13 protein-coding genes and 1 tRNA gene are annotated in these 18,566 nt (G+C 40.2%); 4 read left to right on the forward strand and 10 right to left on the reverse strand.

The features are described 5' to 3' along the window. The first annotated feature begins 285 nt into the window (after positions 1-285). Complete coding sequence (locus C228_RS0101475; protein ID WP_018650946.1) at positions 286-1,764, forward strand: nicotinate phosphoribosyltransferase; 1,479 nt, start codon at positions 286-288, stop codon at positions 1,762-1,764. Between the two features lie 84 nt (positions 1,765-1,848). Here the strand turns inward: C228_RS0101475 and cpdB are convergent, their stop codons facing one another. Next, the gene (cpdB, locus tag C228_RS0101480; protein WP_018650947.1) at positions 1,849-3,831 is read right to left on the reverse strand and encodes a 2',3'-cyclic-nucleotide 2'-phosphodiesterase; all 1,983 of its coding nucleotides are present in this window, start codon (positions 3,829-3,831) and stop codon (positions 1,849-1,851) included. Between the two features lie 308 nt (positions 3,832-4,139). On the opposite strand from cpdB, the gene C228_RS0101485 reads away from it, so the two are divergent. Both C228_RS0101485 and pta read left to right on the forward strand, forming a co-directional pair. Next, complete coding sequence (locus tag C228_RS0101485) at positions 4,140-5,348, forward strand: acetate kinase (RefSeq protein ID WP_018650948.1); 1,209 nt, start codon at positions 4,140-4,142, stop codon at positions 5,346-5,348. A 54-nt stretch (positions 5,349-5,402) separates the two neighbouring features. Then, positions 5,403-7,541, forward strand: a complete 2,139-nt coding sequence (gene pta, locus C228_RS0101490) for a phosphate acetyltransferase (RefSeq protein ID WP_018650949.1) — start codon at positions 5,403-5,405, stop codon at positions 7,539-7,541. A 101-nt stretch (positions 7,542-7,642) separates the two neighbouring features. On the opposite strand, the gene C228_RS0101495 is transcribed toward pta, so the two are convergent. Then, positions 7,643-7,825 carry a YegP family protein gene (locus C228_RS0101495; RefSeq protein WP_005622847.1) on the reverse strand — a complete coding sequence of 61 codons (183 nt, stop codon included), beginning with the start codon at positions 7,823-7,825 and terminating at the stop codon, positions 7,643-7,645. Positions 7,826-8,000: 175 nt separating this feature from the next. On the opposite strand from C228_RS0101495, the gene dld reads away from it, so the two are divergent. Then, positions 8,001-9,695 (forward strand): D-lactate dehydrogenase, encoded by a 1,695-nt coding sequence (gene dld, locus C228_RS0101500; RefSeq protein WP_018650950.1) that lies wholly within the window; start codon positions 8,001-8,003, stop codon positions 9,693-9,695. Between the two features lie 74 nt (positions 9,696-9,769). On the opposite strand, the gene C228_RS0101505 is transcribed toward dld, so the two are convergent. From C228_RS0101505 to folC, 8 genes are all read right to left on the reverse strand, one after another. Beyond that, positions 9,770-10,858, reverse strand: coding sequence for a lytic murein transglycosylase (locus C228_RS0101505; protein WP_018650951.1), 1,089 nt, complete (start codon positions 10,856-10,858; stop codon positions 9,770-9,772). A gap of 54 nt (positions 10,859-10,912) precedes the next feature. Beyond that, entirely contained in the window at positions 10,913-11,830 is a 918-nt protein-coding gene (gene truB / locus C228_RS0101510) for a tRNA pseudouridine(55) synthase TruB (RefSeq protein ID WP_018650952.1), read from the reverse strand. Further along, a complete protein-coding gene (gene rbfA / locus C228_RS0101515; RefSeq protein ID WP_018650953.1) occupies positions 11,831-12,214 on the reverse strand; it encodes a 30S ribosome-binding factor RbfA in 384 nt (127 codons plus the stop codon). It lies immediately after the preceding gene. Between the two features lie 170 nt (positions 12,215-12,384). Beyond that, positions 12,385-14,847, reverse strand: a complete 2,463-nt coding sequence (gene infB / locus C228_RS0101520; protein WP_018650954.1) for a translation initiation factor IF-2 — start codon at positions 14,845-14,847, stop codon at positions 12,385-12,387. Between the two features lie 21 nt (positions 14,848-14,868). Continuing rightward, positions 14,869-16,350, reverse strand: a complete 1,482-nt coding sequence (gene nusA / locus C228_RS0101525; protein ID WP_018650955.1) for a transcription termination factor NusA — start codon at positions 16,348-16,350, stop codon at positions 14,869-14,871. 16 nt (positions 16,351-16,366) lie between these two features. Then, on the reverse strand, positions 16,367-16,828 hold the full coding sequence (gene rimP / locus C228_RS0101530) for a ribosome maturation factor RimP (protein ID WP_018650956.1): 462 nt from the start codon (positions 16,826-16,828) through the stop codon (positions 16,367-16,369). Between the two features lie 219 nt (positions 16,829-17,047). Then, positions 17,048-17,124: transfer RNA gene (locus C228_RS0101535), tRNA-Met, on the reverse strand. Between the two features lie 86 nt (positions 17,125-17,210). Continuing rightward, positions 17,211-18,515 (reverse strand): bifunctional tetrahydrofolate synthase/dihydrofolate synthase, encoded by a 1,305-nt coding sequence (gene folC, locus C228_RS0101540; protein ID WP_026313129.1) that lies wholly within the window; start codon positions 18,513-18,515, stop codon positions 17,211-17,213. Between the last annotated feature and the right edge of the window lie 51 nt (positions 18,516-18,566).

Below are 18,566 nucleotides of genomic sequence, written 5' to 3' on the forward strand. Positions count from 1 at the left end.
ATAAAACAGGTTATGTGTAAATTTTCGGGCTGTTCAAACAATTATACAGCCCTCAAATTATAACATAACCTGATAAACATTATGCGAAGTAAAGTTAACATAACCAATTGATTTATAAGGATTGTTTATTTTTGGCTTTAATTCTATAAGCGGCCAAATTTGTTCAGAAATTTGCAACTTTGTCATTATCCGTGCATATAGTTATAGAAATGAAATAAATCCTTATTATTTATTTGTTGCATATGATAGACTTTATTTTAGTTTTAAAGAGATTAAGGTAGTATTATGTGTAGTTTATTAAACAAACATCAAAGATCGAGTGCGATTCCATCCTTATTATGCGACTTTTATAAAACGTCTCATCGAATTCAGTATCCTGAAAATACGCAAATTCTGTATAGCACCTTTACCCCTCGTAGTAATAAACAAGCGCCTTATTTAACCCGTGTTGTTTCTTTTGGCTTTCAAGCATTTATTACTAAATATTTAATCCATTACTTTAATGATAATTTTTTTAATCGCCCGGAATCTGAGGTTGTATCAGAATATTCGCAATTTATTGAACAAACGTTACAAATTGCCGATAAGGCTGAACACATTGCTCAATTACATCAATTAGGCTATTTACCTATTCGCATTAAAGCGATTCCGGAGGGAAAATCGGTTGCAATTAAATTGCCAGTAATGACCATTGAAAATACACATCCTGATTTCTTTTGGTTAACCAACTATTTAGAAACATTGATTAATGTCTGTTTATGGCAGCCTATGACGTCTGCATCAATTGCATTTGCTTATCGCTCTGCTCTGGCTAAATTTGCTGATAAGACCTGCGATAATAAAGATCATATTCTGTTTCAATCGCATGACTTTTCAATGCGTGGGATGAGTTCTTTAGAATCAGCTGAGGCGTCCGGTGCTGGCCATTTAACTTGTTTTTTAGGTACGGATACGATTCCGGCGATTTCATTTATCAGCAGTTATTATGGTTCTCAGCTCCTAATTGGCACTTCTATACCCGCCTCTGAACATTCGGTTATGAGTGCACATGGTGTGGATGAGCTACCCACCTTCCGCTATTTAATGCAGAAATTTCCGGATAGTATGTTATCCATTGTGGCAGATACGACCGATTTTTGGCATAACATTAGCGTGAATTTGCCATTGCTAAAAGATGAAATTATGGCTCGCCCTGCGCATGCTAAGGTCGTTATTCGTCCTGATAGCGGTGATTTTTTTGCAATTCTTTGCGGAAATTCGACCGCTTGTAATGAGCATGAACGTAAAGGTTTAATTGAATGTTTATGGGATATTTTTGGTGGAACCGTCAATGCCAAAGGTTATAAAGTTTTAGACCCGCATATTGGCGCTATTTACGGTGATGGCATGACTTACGATAAAATGTTAGCTGTATTGGAAGGGCTTGAACAAAAAGGTTTTGCTTCAAGTAATATCGTGTTTGGTGTCGGAGCGCAAACTTATCAGCGTAATACGCGAGATACGCTTGGATTTGCGGTAAAGGCGACCTCAATTACGATTAATGGTACTGAGAAAGCGATTTTTAAAAATCCTAAAACAGATGATGGTTTGAAGAAATCGCAAAAAGGTCGGGTGAAGGTACTCTCATTTGAACATTATATTGATGGATTAACAGCAACGGATGATTTTGCTGATGATATGTTAGAACTGGTTTTTGAGAATGGCAAATTAGTGAAACACATTAGTTTTGATCAAATCAGAGAGAATATTAACGCTCAGCTATAAATAAAAAACACGGAATACACAAATTACGCTCAAGAAATTTCTGTGTAATTCGTATATTCCGTGCTGATTTAAGAATAACTAAAATTATTTAGTTAAATCCACTTGATATACTGCAAAACCTACGTCATCAGTACCTACCAATGTCATTGGATATTGCGCTTTCTCCTTGATAAATGCCGCTGCTTTTTCGGTTGGAGAAGTTTCAAAGCGAACATCTAATTTAGCTTTCGCATTAATTGGTGCGATACGCCAGTTTTTATCTGCTGTCGGTACAACATGACCGTTTGCTTTGCTTTCTGCCGAAATGTAATTCGCTAAAATCTGACGGTTTTCATCAGGCGCAGCAAAGACAATATGGCTATCACCAGTACCCGGGAATTTACCACCGTATGCACGGTAATTGTTGGTTGCAATTAAGAACTCTTGCTTCGGATCAACCGGTTTACCTTTGAAGGTTAAGTTAACCACACGGTGCGAATTTTCATTGATTAATTTGCATTCACCATCGTAACGCGCCGGTTGAGTAATATCAAATTGGTACTCTACTCCATCAATTACGTCAAAGTTATAAGTACGGAAACCGGTCCAATCTAATAAACCTTGAGGTTGTGAGCTAGCCGGATCAATTTGTTTGAACATACCGGCACTACATTCTAACCATTCTTTTAATTCTGCCCCTGTCGCTTTTACTACCACTAAAGTATTTGGATAGAGATATAAATCCGCTGCGTTACGGAAAGTCAATTGACCTTTATCCACTTCGGTAAAACCGGTCGGGTCATTTTTACGTCCGCCTGCTTTAAATGGCGCACCAGCACTTAATACTGGTAAGCCAGCAAGTTCCGGTAAACCTTTCACAACCACATTTTCAACATAAGCTTTTTGCGCTTGGTTTACAATTTGGATCGTTGGATCATCTTGTACTAACGCTAAGTAACTATACATATTATCCGTCGCTTTACCAATCGGTTGTGACACAAATTTACGGGTTGCTTCGTGCGTTTCTTTAAGTAATGCAGTAATTTCCGGATGATTTTCAATCGTCGCTTGTTTCTTTTCAGCGTCATAGATCGGACGTAATGCCGCTTTTCCATCTACAACTGCCCATTTACCGTCCTGCTCCGCTAAACTTAAATCAACCACGCTGAGGTTATTACCCCAATAGCCGGCCATACTTTCAGGAACACCTTTCATTGTGCCTTTTGCAATATCGGCATTCGGTGATTTTTCAAATTCTTTATTTGGGAATAAGCGGTGTGAGTGACCAAAAATAACCGCATCAATACCTGTCACATCAGCAAGGTAGAATGCACAGTTTTCTGCCCCTTCTTTATATGGTTCATCAGAAGGGCCTGTGTGTGCTAATGCGATAATCACATCAGCGCCCTTCGCTTTAACAATTGGTACATATTTTTCGGCGGTTTTGACAATATCACGTGCTTCAACTTTGCCTTCAAGATTTGCTTTATCCCAAACCATAACTTGTGGTGGAACAAAGCCGATATAACCAATTTTTAATGTTTGAGGTTTGCCGTTTGCATCAACGATAGCTTTTTCTTGAATAAAGTAAGGCTGGAAGAACGGTTCGTCTGTACCTGGTTTTACAATATTAGCATTCACTATCGGGAATTGCGCTTGTTTAATCACGTTATCTAAGTAGCTTAAACCATAGTTAAATTCGTGGTTACCGAGCGTACCGACTTCATATTTCATTGCATTAAGTGCCTTAATAGCCGGATCTGTTTTTCCTTCTTTTGAACCCACCGCTGCTTGATAATCGGCAATTGGGTTTCCTTGAATTAAGTCGCCATTATCCACTAACACACTATTTTTCACTTCTTTACGTGCTTGCTCAATTAAACTTGCCGTACGGGTGAAACCGAATTTTTCAGTCGGTGCGTCTTTGTAATAGTCAAAGTCAGTTAAAAAACTATGAATATCGGTTGTCGCAATGATACGTAAATCCGCATGATTGCTTGCGCTGCCAGCGGCAAATGTAAAGCGATGTGTGCCTAACACAAGCATTGCGCTTGCACCTAATTGAATAAAACGTCTTCTATTTAACATAGAAACACTCCTCCTTATTTGAGCATAAAAAATTGCAAATTATTGTAAGAAAATAATCGCTTATGCTCTAGCGCTTTTTTCCTATTTCGTGATCGAGTGCAAATAAAAATTGGCCCTTCATTCAGAATTTGTACTTTAATTTGAAATAAAATGCTGGCTCGAATCAAATTTTAAGCAGTTTTTCACTATTATTTTGGAATAGGAATTTATTTTATGTGCCGAAAAGTGTATTCTTATAAAGACGTACACACGCCACTGTGTGTCAATTTATCAATCCTTTCATAAACAAAGAAAAAAAGGTGTTTGACATGTCTAAAAACTTAATCCTTATCCTTAACTGTGGTAGCTCTTCTCTAAAATTTGCTATCTTAGATCCTAAAACAGGTGATGAAAAATTATCTGGTTTAGCAGAAGCATTTCATTTAGAAGACGCTCGTATCAAATGGAAATTAAACGGCGAAAAAGGCAATGCAGATTTAGGTGCGGGTGCAGCACATAGCGAAGCATTAACATTCATTGCAAATGAATTATTATCGGAAGAATTAAAAGCAAGCATTGGTGCTATCGGTCATCGTATCGTTCACGGTGGTGAGCAATTTACTTCATCTGTAGTTATCAATGACGATGTAGTTAAAGGCATCGAAAACGCAATTCAATTCGCTCCTCTTCACAACCCAGCGCACTTAATCGGTATCCAAGAAGCATTCCGTATTTTCCCTGAATTAAAAGAGAAAAACGTTGCAGTATTCGATACAGCTTTCCACCAAACAATGCCGGAAGAAGCATTCTTATACGCACTTCCATATAAACTATATAAAGAAAATGGTATCCGTCGTTATGGTGCTCACGGTACTAGCCATTTATTTATCACATCACAAGTTGCTGAATTAGCAGGTAAACCGGTAGATCAAACAAACGCAATTATTTGTCACTTAGGTAACGGCGGTTCTGTATCTGTTGTTCGTAACGGCAAATGTATTGATACTTCAATGGGTTTAACACCATTAGAAGGTTTAGTGATGGGTACTCGTTCAGGTGACATCGACCCTGCAATCATTTTCTACCTATATAAAAACTTAGGTATGTCAATGGAGCAAATCGAAGATATATTAGTGAAAAAATCAGGTCTTTTAGGCTTAACAGAAGTAACTAGCGACTGTCGTTATGCAGAAGACAACTACGATGATGCATCAAAACCTGAAGCAAAACGTGCATTAGACGTATATAGCTACCGTTTAGCAAAATATATCGGTGCATATATGGCAATCTTAGGTGATTCTCACTTAGACGCTATCGCATTTACTGGCGGTATTGGTGAAAACTCAGGTCACGTACGTGAATTGACTTTAAATCACTTAAAATTATTCGGTATCAAATTAGATAACGAACGTAACTTAGCAGCACGCTTCGGTAAATCAGGCACAATTACTGCAGATGACTCAGCATTCAAAGCAGTAGTAATCCCTACAAACGAAGAATTAGTGATTGCACAAGATACAGCTAAATTAGCATTATAATTCCAAGGGGCAGACAATTCTGCCCTTTTCCTATTTCACATAAACGGATTAAATATGTCTAGAACGATTATTCTTATTCCAACCACAACCGGTGTAGGTTTAACAAGTGTTAGCCTTGGTTTAGTTCATGCATTAGAGCAAAAAGGTACAAAAGTTGGCTTTTTAAAACCTATCGCACAACCGATTACCGGTGAAGATACTTTAGACCGCTCTACTTCTATCATTAAAGCAGCGCAAACCACAGAAGTGGGTGAACCATTTATGCTAAGCGAAGCGGAAGCGTTAATTGGTCAAAACCAAAGTGATGTTTTATTAGAAAAAGTGGTTGAGCGTCACCAACAATTATCAAAAAATAATGAAGTTATCGTTGTTGAAGGCTTAATTCCAACACGCAAGAACTCATACGCAAACAGCGTAAACTATGATATCGCTCAAGCGTTAGATGCAGAAATCATCTTAGTTGCTGCACCAGGTTCAGATAAACCGGCACAATTAAAAGAACGTATTGAAGCAGCTGCATCAGAATTCGGTGGTCGTCACAATCCTAACTTATTAGGTGTGATCATCAACAAATTTAATGCACCGGTTGATGAGTCTGGCCGTACTCGCCCGGATTTAACTGAAATTTTTGATTCATTCCAACACAGCACACAAAATGTTGCTGAAGTGGAAGCATTATTTGCGAAAAGCCCAATCAAATTACTTGCTTGTGTTGAGTGGAAATCTGATTTAATTGCAACTCGTGCGATCGATTTAGCGAAACACTTACATGCAGCAATTATCAACGAAGGTGAAATCCAAACTCGCCGTATCCGTGGTGTAACATTCTGTGCACGTAGCCTTCCACATATGGTTGATCACTTCAAAGCAGGTAGTTTATTAGTAACGTCTGCGGATCGTCCGGAAGTGTTAGTGGCTGCATCTTTAGCGGTAATGAATGGCGTTGAAATTGGTGCTATTTTATTAACCGGTGGTTATAAAATTGAAACACCAATTGCAAAACTTTGCCAACAAGCATTTGAATCTGGTGTGCCGGTATTCCGCGTAGAAGGTAATACATGGCAAACAGCGCTTAGCTTACAAAGTTTTAGCTTAGAAGTACCGGTAGATGATAAAGAACGTATCACTTCAATCAAAGAGTATGTAGCAAGCCAATTCAACGCAGGTTTTGTTGATGAAGTGTCTAAAGCGGCAACTCGTGCTCGTCGTTTATCTCCGGCAGCATTCCGTTATCAATTAACTGAATATGCACGTCAAGCGAAAAAACGCATTGTATTACCGGAAGGTGATGAGCCTCGTACGGTTAAAGCAGCGGCATTATGTGCTGAACGTGGTATTGCAGAATGTGTGCTTTTAGCAAATCCGACAGATGTTCAACGTGTTGCGGAATCTCAAGGTGTGGTATTAGGTAAAGGTATTACTATTATCAACCCTGAAGATGTGCGTGAAAACTATGTTGCTCGTTTAGTTGAATTACGTAAAAACAAAGGTATGACAGAAGTGGTTGCGCGTGAGCAATTAACGGATACTGTGGTACTTGGTACGATGATGTTAGAAGCCGGTGAAGTTGACGGTTTAGTATCTGGTGCGGTACATACCACAGCAAATACGATTCGTCCACCAATGCAAATCATCAAAACTGCACCAGGTAGCTCGATTGTTTCTTCAATCTTCTTTATGTTATTACCAGACCAAGTGCTTGTGTACGGTGACTGTGCAGTAAACCCAGATCCAACAGCAGAACAATTAGCTGAAATTGCGATTCAATCTGCGGAATCAGCGAAAGCATTCGGTATTGACCCACGTGTTGCAATGATTTCTTACTCAACAGGTACATCAGGTTCTGGTGCAGATGTAGAGAAAGTAAAAGAAGCAACCCGTATCGCACAAGAAAAACGCCCAGATTTAATTATCGATGGTCCGTTACAATATGATGCGGCGGTAATGGAAGATGTAGCTCGCTCTAAAGCGCCTAACTCTCCGGTAGCGGGTAAAGCAACGGTATTCGTGTTCCCTGATCTAAATACCGGTAATACGACATATAAAGCGGTACAACGTTCTGCAGATTTAGTGTCTATCGGTCCAATGCTTCAAGGTATGCGTAAACCGGTTAATGACCTTTCTCGTGGTGCGTTAGTTGACGATATCGTATATACAATCGCATTAACTGCAATTCAAGCAACTCAAGGTTAATTAATCCTTTTAAAGCAAAATGCCCTCGTTTGAGGGCATTTTTTATATATAAGAAAAAAGCGCTGAATCTCAGCGCTTTACTTATTGCATAGAGGTTATGCTTATTCTTTGGTTAAGTCTTTAACTTCAGTTTCCGCAGTAATTTTTTTCACCGCTTCAATACCCTTCTGGCAGCTTTGCTTAGTTGCATAGCCTTCCCCACCTGTTGCGACAGTTTGGTGATTGCCAGATTTTAAACGCCAACGGAATTCACCTTTCGCATCTTTATAAATTTCAAAATACATATTTATTTCCTCATTTAAAACCAAACATCGTGTTTGGTAGCGACAAGATTACTTATTTAATGAAAAATTGCAAATTTTTCGCAAAAAATGACCGCTTATTTACGTAAATTTGCTCAACAAGTAGATATTTTGTCTGTTATGATGTTGTTAATTCTTATTACAAGAGGATAACAAAATGTCTGCACAACAACTTATTGCACAACTTACTCAAATTGTAGGTAATCAACATATTATTACCGATCCGGCTAAAACAGAGTCATATCGAAGCGGTTATCGCTTTGGTTCTGGTGCAGCGCTTGCAGTCGTTCGACCTGCCAATTTATTGGAGTTTTGGCAGATTTTAAAAGCTTGTGTTGCGCATGATGTGATTGTGATTAACCAAGCGGCAAATACGGGCTTAACCGGTGGTTCTACCCCAAGTGGCAATGATTACGATCGTGATATCGTGATTATTAATGCGATGCGTATTGACGATATTCAATTGATTAATAATGCAACGCAAGTAGTTTGTTTACCCGGTTCGACACTGAATGAGCTTGAAAATCAGTTAAAATCACATGGGCGAGAACCGCATTCGGTCATCGGTTCATCTTGTATTGGTGCTTCTGTAATCGGTGGTATTTGTAATAATTCGGGCGGTGCATTGGTACAACGAGGGCCTGCTTATACGGAAATGGCACTTTATGCGCAATTGAATGAACAAGGTGAACTGGAATTACATAATCATCTTGGCATTGAGTTAGGAACAACGCCAGAAGAAATCCTCACTAATTTGCAAGCGCGCCGTTATCAGCAAAAAGATATTCAGCAGGATTGCGGAAAAGGTCATGATCACAGCTATTGCAATCATGTTCGTCAAGTAGATGAAAACTCCCCTGCTCGTTTCAATGCTGATCCAACTCGCCATTTTGAAGCTTCCGGTAGCGCTGGAAAACTCACCATCTTCGCTGTCCGTTTAGATACTTTCCCTCTCGAAAAAGATACTGCTGTATTTTATATCGGTACCAATCAAACCAATGTTCTTAATGATTTACGCCGCCATATGCTGAGTCAATTTGAACAATTACCAATTTCCGGCGAATATATTCACAGAGAAGCATTTGATATTGCCGCTCGTTATGGTAAAGATACATTCTGGGTGATTAAGAAATTTGGTACACAATGGTTGCCAAAACTCTTTGCTTTAAAGGCAAATGTCGATCGTCTCAGTAAAAAGATACCATTTTTACCGCATCATCTGAGTGATAAAGTAATGCAATTAATTTCAAAAGGTCTACCTGAGCATTTACCGCAAAGTTTATGGCAATTCCGTGATCGTTATGAACACCATTTAATTATCAAAATGGGGGGTAAAGGCGTTGATGAAGCTCGTAGCTACCTTAAACACTATTTTACTCAACATGAAAAAGGTGGTTTTTTTGAATGTAATGCGCTAGAAACGCAAGCAGCGATGCTACACCGTTTTGCGGTTGCGAGTGCTGCTATTCGTTATCGTGCAATTCACGAACAGGAAGTGGAAGATATTGTCGCGCTGGATGTTGCATTACGCCGTAATGATCCGGATTGGTTTGAGCAATTGCCAGCAGAAATTGATGCGCAAATTAGCCATAAACTTTATTACGGTCATTTTATGTGCCATGTTTTCCATCAAGACTATATTGTGAAGAAAGGCTGTGATTGTGTGCAATTAGAACACGAAATGCTGAAGTTGCTAGATAAACGTGGTGCGCAGTATCCGGCGGAACATAATGTGGGTCATCTCTATGAAGCAAAACCAGAATTACGTAAGTTCTATAAGGCTCTCGATCCGACCAATAGCTTTAATCCAGGTATCGGGCAAACCACTAAGAAAAAATATTGGCAAGAATAGCTTTTCTTGCATTCATTAAATAAACAAGCGGTTAGATTTGCAAAATTTTTTACAAATTTAACCGCTTGTTTTAGCTATTGCCCAACAGAAGCATTAATACGATCAGCAAATTTACCAATACTTATACCGAAATTATTTGATCTATTCCAATCCATTAAGGTACGGAAATTACTAGTTACTAAGAATGCTCTGCCGACTTCTTTATCCGGACGAACTAACCATAATTTTTTACCACTTAATGCGCTTAATTTCGCGCTGTCCTGTGCAGTTGGGTAAGCGAGATAAACACCCCACGATTGCCACTCACCTAAACTTTTCGCTTGGTTCTCCGCAAGCCCTGAAAATGACATATCAATTGGACTGGATAACTTAACCTCAATTCCCCAAGGTAAACTATCATCCCAACCTACGGTAGAAAGATAAGAGGCAATTGAAGCAAACGCATCCGCTTCATTGTTCCAAATATCTTTTTTACCGTCACCGTCACCATCTGCGGCATAGCTTAAATAAGCAGTCGGCATGAATTGCGTTTGCCCCATAGCGCCCGCCCAAGAACCTTGCATTTCATAACGGCTAATGGTGCCATCGTCTAGCATTTTCATCGCATTAATAAATTCTTGGGTAAAGAGCTTTTCACGGCGACCGTCAAAAGCGAGTGTAGCTAAAACGGATAACACATCGAAATCACCTTGGTAACGACCAAAGCTACTTTCCATACCCCAAAGCGCCATAATATATTCTTTTTGAACGCCGTATTTCCGACTAGCTTTAGTCAGTGGAACATTGAATTCGTACCAATTCTCAACAGCCGCATTCACTTTAGCCTGTGTTAGCACTTTGTTGAGATAATTAGTTACGCCATTCGGATTCGGTCGAGGTGCCGGCGCATTCGGCTCTTTCTTACGCCCGGCTTGCTGCTGATCTAACTGTACCGCTCTAGCATTGTAATGAATAAAACGCTGTGCATTGAGCGTTTTATCCGAAACACCGGCAGCCGCTGCTTTTTGTTTTAGAAAATGTACGTAATCATTAAAATTATTGAGTGTACGAGCTTTACTATATTGCGCATCAATCGGTAACTCTTGAAACGCATTTTTATTGGAACAGCCAACTATTACCAGTGTCATGACAGTAAAAGGAATGGCTAAGAATTTGAATTTCATATTGTTCTGTGCATTAAGCGGTCTGTTTTCACTTGATAAAAACAGACCATAAAACTAAAGGTTTACCATTCGACTCGGGCGAATCACATTATCATTTGTGATTTCTGCTACTCCGAGGAATTGACTATTTTCTGAAAATAAACGAACTTGACCATAGGTTTGATTGATATTTTCGAATTTGACTCTTTGGCCGAAACCAACCGCTTTGGTGTGCTCTGCTGTTAGATTTATTTTAGGCAGACTTTCTACTGCGGTATCTAAAGGTAGAAGATGTTGATCCAGCGCTTCAAGCGGTTGATTTTCACTTAAATTTTGCAAATCTTCATAGCTCATCATCGCTTCAATCGGATAATTTGCAACCGCCAAGCGGCGTAAAACCGTAACATGTGCGCTACAACCTAATACTTCACCTAAATCATCCACCAAAGTACGGATATAAGTGCCTTTTGAGCAATGTACTTCTAACGTAAGATAAGGCGCGGAATATTCGATAAAGCGTAACTCAAAAATTGTAATCGGACGAGCTTCTCGTTCCACTGTAATGCCTTGACGAGCATATTCATAAAGTGGTTTGCCGTTATGTTTCAATGCGGAAAACATGGTTGGAACTTGTAAAATATCGCCGCGAAATTGATCTAACGCTGCAATAATTTCGGCTTCTCCAACGTTCACTGGACGGGTTTCAACCACTTGTCCTTCTGCATCCGACGTATCGGTACGTTCGCCTAGCTTTGCAGTCACTTGATAACGTTTATCCGAATCAAGCAAAAATTGCGAAAATTTAGTCGCTTCACCCAAACAAATCGGCAACATGCCGGTCGCAAGCGGATCCAATGCGCCGGTATGCCCAGCTTTATTTGCTTGAAACAAGCGTTTGACCTTTTGCAGAATGTCATTTGACGACATTCCTTGCGGTTTGTCTAATAAAAATACGCCGTGAACATCACGCCCTTTTTTACGAGGTCTAGACACCTATTCGTCCTCTTTATGTTTAGCTTCATCGTTTTTAATCACATTCGATACAAGGTTAGACATACGCATACCTTCTACCAATGATTGATCGTAAATAAAACGAAGTTCCGGCACGATACGTAAACGCATTGCTTTACCAATTAGTGAACGAATATACGGGCTTGCTTTTTCTAAACCTTTCATACCCTGTTCAATTGCGCTTTGATCATTATCGAATAAGAAAGTCACAAAGATTTTTGCATAAGCCAAATCACGGCTTACTTCCACATCAGATACCGTTACCATACCGATACGAGGGTCTTTCACCTCACGTTGTAAAATCACAGCGATCTCTTTTTGTAGCTCTTGTGCTACACGATCACTGCGTTTAAATTCTCTGCTCATGTTTTCTCCAAAAGGTAAACGAGGCACCACAAAAGCGCCTCAAATTTTTGTTAGGATTATACCCTAATTTGTCGTTATTAGCGATGTTTAGCCAAAAACAAGCGGTCAGTTTCCACTAAATTTTTGCAAATTTATGCAGAAATCTGACCGCTTTCAATAATGAAACGAAATTAGATGGTACGTTTCACTTCAACCACTTCGAATACCTCGATTTGGTCGCCAACTTTTACATCGTTGTAGTTTTTAACGCCGATACCACATTCCATACCATTACGCACTTCTGAAACATCATCTTTGAAACGGCGGAGCGATTCTAACTCGCCTTCAAAGATTACTACGTTGTCACGTAATACACGGATTGGGTTGTTACGTTTCACCACACCTTCGGTTATCATACAACCAGCGATTGCACCGAATTTCGGATGACGGAATACGTCACGTACTTCTGCTAAGCCGATGATTTCTTGCTTGAACTCTGGCTGTAACATACCGCTCATTGCCGCTTTGATTTCGTTGAGCAATTCGTAGATGATTGAGTAGTAACGTAAGTCGATATTTTCAGCTTCAATTACACGACGAGCCGATGCGTCCGCACGTACGTTGAAACCAACCATTATCGCATTTGAAGCGGCAGCTAAAGTTGCATCTGTTTCGGTGATACCACCTACACCAGAACCCACTACTTTCACTTTTACTTCGTCCGTTGAAAGCTCTGCTAACGCTTGGCAAATGGCTTCTACCGAACCTTGTACGTCCGCTTTAACGATAACATTAAGCTCAGCAATATCACCAGCCGTCATATTGCTAAACATATTTTCAAGTTTCGCTTTTTGCTGACGAGCAAGTTTCACTTCACGGAATTTGCCTTGACGGAATAATGCTACTTCACGTGCTTTCTTCTCGTCACGTACAACGGTTGCTTCATCACCGGCTGCCGGTACGCCTGAAAGGCCTAATACCTCAACCGGAATTGATGGACCAGCAGAATTGATGTCTTTACCGTTTTCATCACGCATTGCTCGCACACGGCCGTATTCAAAACCACAAAGTACGATATCACCTTTGTTTAATGTACCAGATTGAACAAGAATGGTTGCAACCGGACCACGACCTTTATCTAAGTAGGATTCAATTACCACGCCGCTTGCCATACCATCTTTTACAGCGGTTAGTTCAAGTACTTCAGATTGAAGAATGATTGCTTCTAATAAGTCATCGATCCCCATACCTTTCTTCGCAGAAACAGGAACAAATTGCACATCGCCACCAAATTTCTCTGAAATCACTTCGTGTTGGAGTAATTCTTGCTCTACACGATCAGGATTTGCTTCCGGCTTATCAATTTTGTTTACCGCAACTACAATCGGTGCGCCTGCCGCTTTCGCGTGCTGAATCGCTTCGATAGTTTGTGGCATTACACCATCGTCTGCTGCTACAACAAGAACAACGATATCTGTTACTTTCGCACCACGTGCACGCATAGAAGTAAACGCTGCGTGTCCCGGTGTATCTAAGAAGGTAATCATTTTACCATCATCGGTTTCAACGTGGTAAGCACCAATATGCTGGGTAATACCACCCGCCTCGCCTGCCGCCACTTTCGCTTTACGGATATAGTCAAGTAATGACGTTTTACCGTGGTCAACGTGACCCATGATGGTTACTACTGGCGCTCGTGTCACTTTTTCCGCATTAACATCACGATCTCCCATTACTGCGTCTTCAAGTTCGTTTTCGTTACGTAAAATAACTTTATGACCCATTTCTTCCGCAACAAGTTGAGCTGTTTCTTGGTCGATAACTTGGTTAATCGTTACCATCTCTCCCATTTTCATCATCGTTTTGATGATTTCGGTTGCTTTTACTGCCATTTTATTAGCAAGTTCAGCAACAGTGATGGTTTCACCGATAACTACGTCAGCTTTATTTACTTGGACAGGTTTGGTGAAGGCTTGTTGTAATGCTGAACCTCTCTTCGCATTTTTACTCTTGCCTTTCACATCTTTTTGATTACGACGGTCTGCGCTACGTTCGTTTTTATCTTCACGATCGCCTTTTTTCGCTTTATTTACACCGCCTTTACCACGACCGCGATTTGCTTCGCTACGGCGGTCATTATCACGAGCAGCTTCACGCGCATAGGTTGAAGTAAAACGATCATCTTCAAATTCTTCACCGCTTTCAGCCGCTTCTTCACGTGTAATTTCCGCTAAACGGCGCGCATTTTCTGCTGCACGTTTCGCTTCCATTTCCGCTTTTTGACGCGCTAATTCTTCTTGTTTACGGCGGAGTTCGGCTTCTTCTTTTTTCTTCGCTTCTTTTTCCGGATCAGGCGCCTTTTCTTGTTTCGGTTTGTTATTCGGCATTACCGGTACAGCGTACTTTTTCGCTTCAGCCTTCGCTTTCTCTGCTGCCGCCTTTTCGGCAGCTTCTTTTTCAGCTTGTACTTTTGCTTCCGCTTCTTGTTTCGCCTTTAAAGCGGCTTCTTCTTGTGCTTTTTTAACCGCTTCCGTATCAATTTTACGTGACTTACGCACTTCAACTTGAACTTTACCATCTGCAACAGTTGTTCTTGTGCGGCGTTGTAAGCTCAATTTTTTAGGTGCTTCGTTTTTAATTTCGTTATCACTCATTGTTTTATCTCCTTACAACGATTAGTTAAACCAGCAAATTTGACGTGCAGCCATAATTAATTCGCTTGCTTTATCTGCTGATAATTCTTCAATATCTGAAAGGTCATCCGTAGCTTGTTCTGCTAATTCTTCAAGCGTTGTGATACCTTTTTCAGCCAGTTTTAATGCGATATGACGCTCTAAACCTTCTAAGTTTAATAAACGATCTTCAATATGCGCTTGTTTTAATGCTTCTTCTTCCGCTAATGCTTTTGCGGTAATCGCATTTTTTGCACGCATTTGTAGCTCTTCCACTAAATCTTCATCTTCAAGACCATCGATAGAAGTTAATTCGCTTACTGGAATGAATGCAAGTTCTTCTAAGCTAGAGAAACCTTCATCTACTAAGATTTGTGCAAATTCTTGGTCGATTTCTAATGAAGTTACGAATAAATCGATAACTTTATTATCTTCCGCTTGATGTTTCTTATCTAAATCTTCAGTAGTCATTACGTTTAATGTCCAACCGGTTAATTGGGTTGCTAAACGTACATTTTGACCGTTACGACCGATGGCTTGCGCAAGGTTTTTACTTTCAACCGCAATATCCATTGCGTGTTTATCTTCATCAACCACGATAGAACTTACATCTGCCGGAGCCATTGCGTTAATGACGAATTGTGCCGGATTATCGTCCCAAAGTACGATATCTACGCGCTCACCACCTAATTCGTTACTAATTGCTTGAACACGCGCACCACGCATACCGACACAAGCACCTACCGGATCAATACGTTTATCGTGTGATTTCACTGCAATTTTCGCACGAGAACCCGGATCACGAGATGCACCTTTAATTTCTATTACATCTTCACCGATTTCTGGTACTTCAAGTTTAAATAACTCTTCTAACATAATCGGTTTTGCACGTGTTACGAAAAGTTGCGGGCCTTTTGACTCAGGTTTAATCGCATATAATACGCCACGTACACGGTCACCCGGACGGAAGTTTTCACGTGGAAGCATATCTTCGCGTACGATGACTGCTTCCGCTTGGTTACCCAAATCTAAAATAATTTGATCACGGTTTACTTTCTTAACAGTTGCAGTGATGATGGTATTTAATTGTGAACGGAATTGGTCGATAACTTTGTTACGCTCCGCTTCACGAATTTTTGTGCTGATCACTTGGCGTGCAGTTTGCATCGTAATACGGTCGAATGGAATTGAATCCACTTCATCTTCAACGATATCGCCTAATTGCACGCTAGGGTTTTCGTATTGCGCCGCTTCTAAGCTGATCTCACGTGTCATATTGTGTACTTGTTCAACCACAATCCAACGACGGAAAGTTTGGAAATCACCGGTTTTGCGGTCAATTACCACACGCACATCGATATCCATTTCTTTTTTCTTTTTAGTCGAAATGGCTAATGCCGTTTCAAGCGCTTCAAAGATAGCTTCTTTTGGCAATAATTTCTCGTTAGATACCGCTTCTGCGGCTAATAAAATTTCTTTGCTCATTTTTTGGATTAACCTTCTAGAAATTAAAAACTGGAACTAAGTTTGCTTTTTGAATATTACCGAATGCAAATTGACGAGCTTCGTTATCTACCGTCAGTGTAATTAAATCGCCTTCTACGCTCTCTAATTTACCCTGCCATTTACGGCGATCGAACATCGGAATACGTAAGTGAATCACGATTTCTTGTCCGACAAAACGCTCATAATGTGCAAGGGTAAACAGCGGACGATCCAAACCTGGTGATGAAACCTCTAAGTTGTATTTATCCGCAATCGGATCTTCAACATCTAGAATTGCACTCACTTGACGGCTAACATCACTACAATCATCAATGGTTACACCGCCTTCTTTATCAATATATAAACGTACGGTTAAAAAACGCCCTGCTCGTTGACACTCAATACCGACTAATTCGCAGCCCATTGATTCAATGGTGTCAGAAACGAGTTCTTCTAATTTTTGTTCTAAAGTTGCCAAGGAGGCCTCCTAAATGACAGATATAAAAAAAGAGCCTTAACCAGCTCTTTTGATACGATTATTATGTACCAGCCACAAAAAAACCCCAGACGGAAAACCGTGGGGCTTTAAGCGGTTTGTTTTATACAAAATTTTGCAAACGATGTTCGTTATCGAAAGTTAGCAAAAGTTATATAAAACAAAACTCACAGCTTTAATCAAAACTGTGAGCCTTAAAACTGGTTGCGGGGGCCGGATTTGAACCAACGACCTTCGGGTTATGAGCCCGACGAGCTACCAAGCTGCTCCACCCCGCGTCTGATGTGGCTCATTATAGAGACTTCCAAAATCAATGCAAGCACTTTTTTCAAATTTGTTTTTGTTTGGTTAACAAAACAACAAATTACTGCCCAATCCAAATCAAAAAATCACTCACGGTGTGGAATGAGCCGAAAATCAGGATAATGTCGGTTTTGCTCGCTTTGGCGAATAATGATTCAGCTGCTTCGGGAACGGTTTGGTAATAACAAGCGGTCGAATTTGGTAAAACTTTTGCAAGTTTTTGATAGACCTCTTCACCTGACTGCCCTCGATATCCGGCTAAACCGGCACAATACCATTCATCAATAACATTTTCCAATGGCTCTACGATTCCGCTTAAGTCTTTATCAACTAATGCACTAAATACGGCATAAATCTTTTGATTCTCCTGTTTCAGCGAACTTATTCGCCCTGCCAAATATTTTGCCGCATGCGGATTGTGTCCGACATCAATAATCACTTGAGCAAGCGGTTGTTTTCCGGAAAAGTTTGCAAAATCTTTTTCGGTTAGCGTTTGGAAACGTGCAGTCATTTGTGCTTCTTGCAATGCGGCTCTAACTACTTGTTCATTTATTTCAAACGGAAGTTGAGCCAATGCGGCTAAAGCGGTACCGGCATTTGGAATTGGAATTTGTGGCATCGGTAAATCTTGCCAATCAATAAATTCCGACTGCCAGTGGAAGCGGTTATTTTCTATAGAAAATTTCCAATTCACATTACGTCTAACTACTTGGCAATTAAGTGCTTTTGCTTGCTGCAAAATACTTCTTGGACAATCCGGTTCGCCGATAATCACCGGTATATTTTCGCGGAAAATGCCTGCTTTCTCTCGCCCGATATCTTCTCGGTTATCGCCGAGAAAATCCACGTGGTCGATATCAATTGAAGTAATTATCGCTAAATGCGGATCAACAATATTGGTTGCATCTAAACGTCCGCCAAGCCCAACTTCTAAAATGACAATATCTAAATTTGCCTCTTTGAAAAGCTGCAGTGCCGAAAGCGTACTAAACTCAAAATAGGTTAAAGAAGCGGTCTTTTTTTGTTGGATTTTTGCAAATGATTGCACATGGGCTTCGTCATTGAGTAATTCGCTTTGAATTCTCACTCGTTCGTTATAACGAATCAGATGAGGCGATGAATAGACACCGACACGATAACCCGCTTTTAGTAAAGCCACTTCTAATAAGCGACAGGTTGACCCCTTCCCGTTAGTACCTGCAACGGTAATGACGTAAGGTGCCGGCTGAAGTAATTCGAGCTGTTCAGCAACGTTTTTTATACGTTCCAACCCCATATCAATCGGCTTAAAATGTGATTTTTCTAAATAGTTGAGCCACGTAGTGAGACTGTCATTAATACTTGGAGCTGTTAAAGTATTCATTATTGATTCTCCAAAAAGAAAGCCACGTATAACGTGGCTTAGTTATGCTAAATA

Origin of the sequence: Actinobacillus capsulatus DSM 19761 (genome assembly GCF_000374285.1) — a bacterium.
GTDB lineage: Bacteria > Pseudomonadota > Gammaproteobacteria > Enterobacterales > Pasteurellaceae > Actinobacillus > Actinobacillus capsulatus.

Coding starts and splice junctions, on each gene's coding strand:
- cpdB (WP_018650947.1), bottom strand. CDS start 3,831: ATGTTAAATAGAAGACGTTTTATTCAATTAGGTGCAAGCGCAATGCTT.
- rbfA (WP_018650953.1), bottom strand. CDS start 12,214: ATGAGCAGAGAATTTAAACGCAGTGATCGTGTAGCACAAGAGCTACAA.
- nusA (WP_018650955.1), bottom strand. CDS start 16,350: ATGAGCAAAGAAATTTTATTAGCCGCAGAAGCGGTATCTAACGAGAAA.
- infB (WP_018650954.1), bottom strand. CDS start 14,847: ATGAGTGATAACGAAATTAAAAACGAAGCACCTAAAAAATTGAGCTTA.
- dld (WP_018650950.1), top strand. CDS start 8,001: ATGTCTGCACAACAACTTATTGCACAACTTACTCAAATTGTAGGTAAT.
- pta (WP_018650949.1), top strand. CDS start 5,403: ATGTCTAGAACGATTATTCTTATTCCAACCACAACCGGTGTAGGTTTA.
- C228_RS0101485 (WP_018650948.1), top strand. CDS start 4,140: ATGTCTAAAAACTTAATCCTTATCCTTAACTGTGGTAGCTCTTCTCTA.
- C228_RS0101475 (WP_018650946.1), top strand. CDS start 286: ATGTGTAGTTTATTAAACAAACATCAAAGATCGAGTGCGATTCCATCC.
- C228_RS0101495 (WP_005622847.1), bottom strand. CDS start 7,825: ATGTATTTTGAAATTTATAAAGATGCGAAAGGTGAATTCCGTTGGCGT.
- C228_RS0101505 (WP_018650951.1), bottom strand. CDS start 10,858: ATGAAATTCAAATTCTTAGCCATTCCTTTTACTGTCATGACACTGGTA.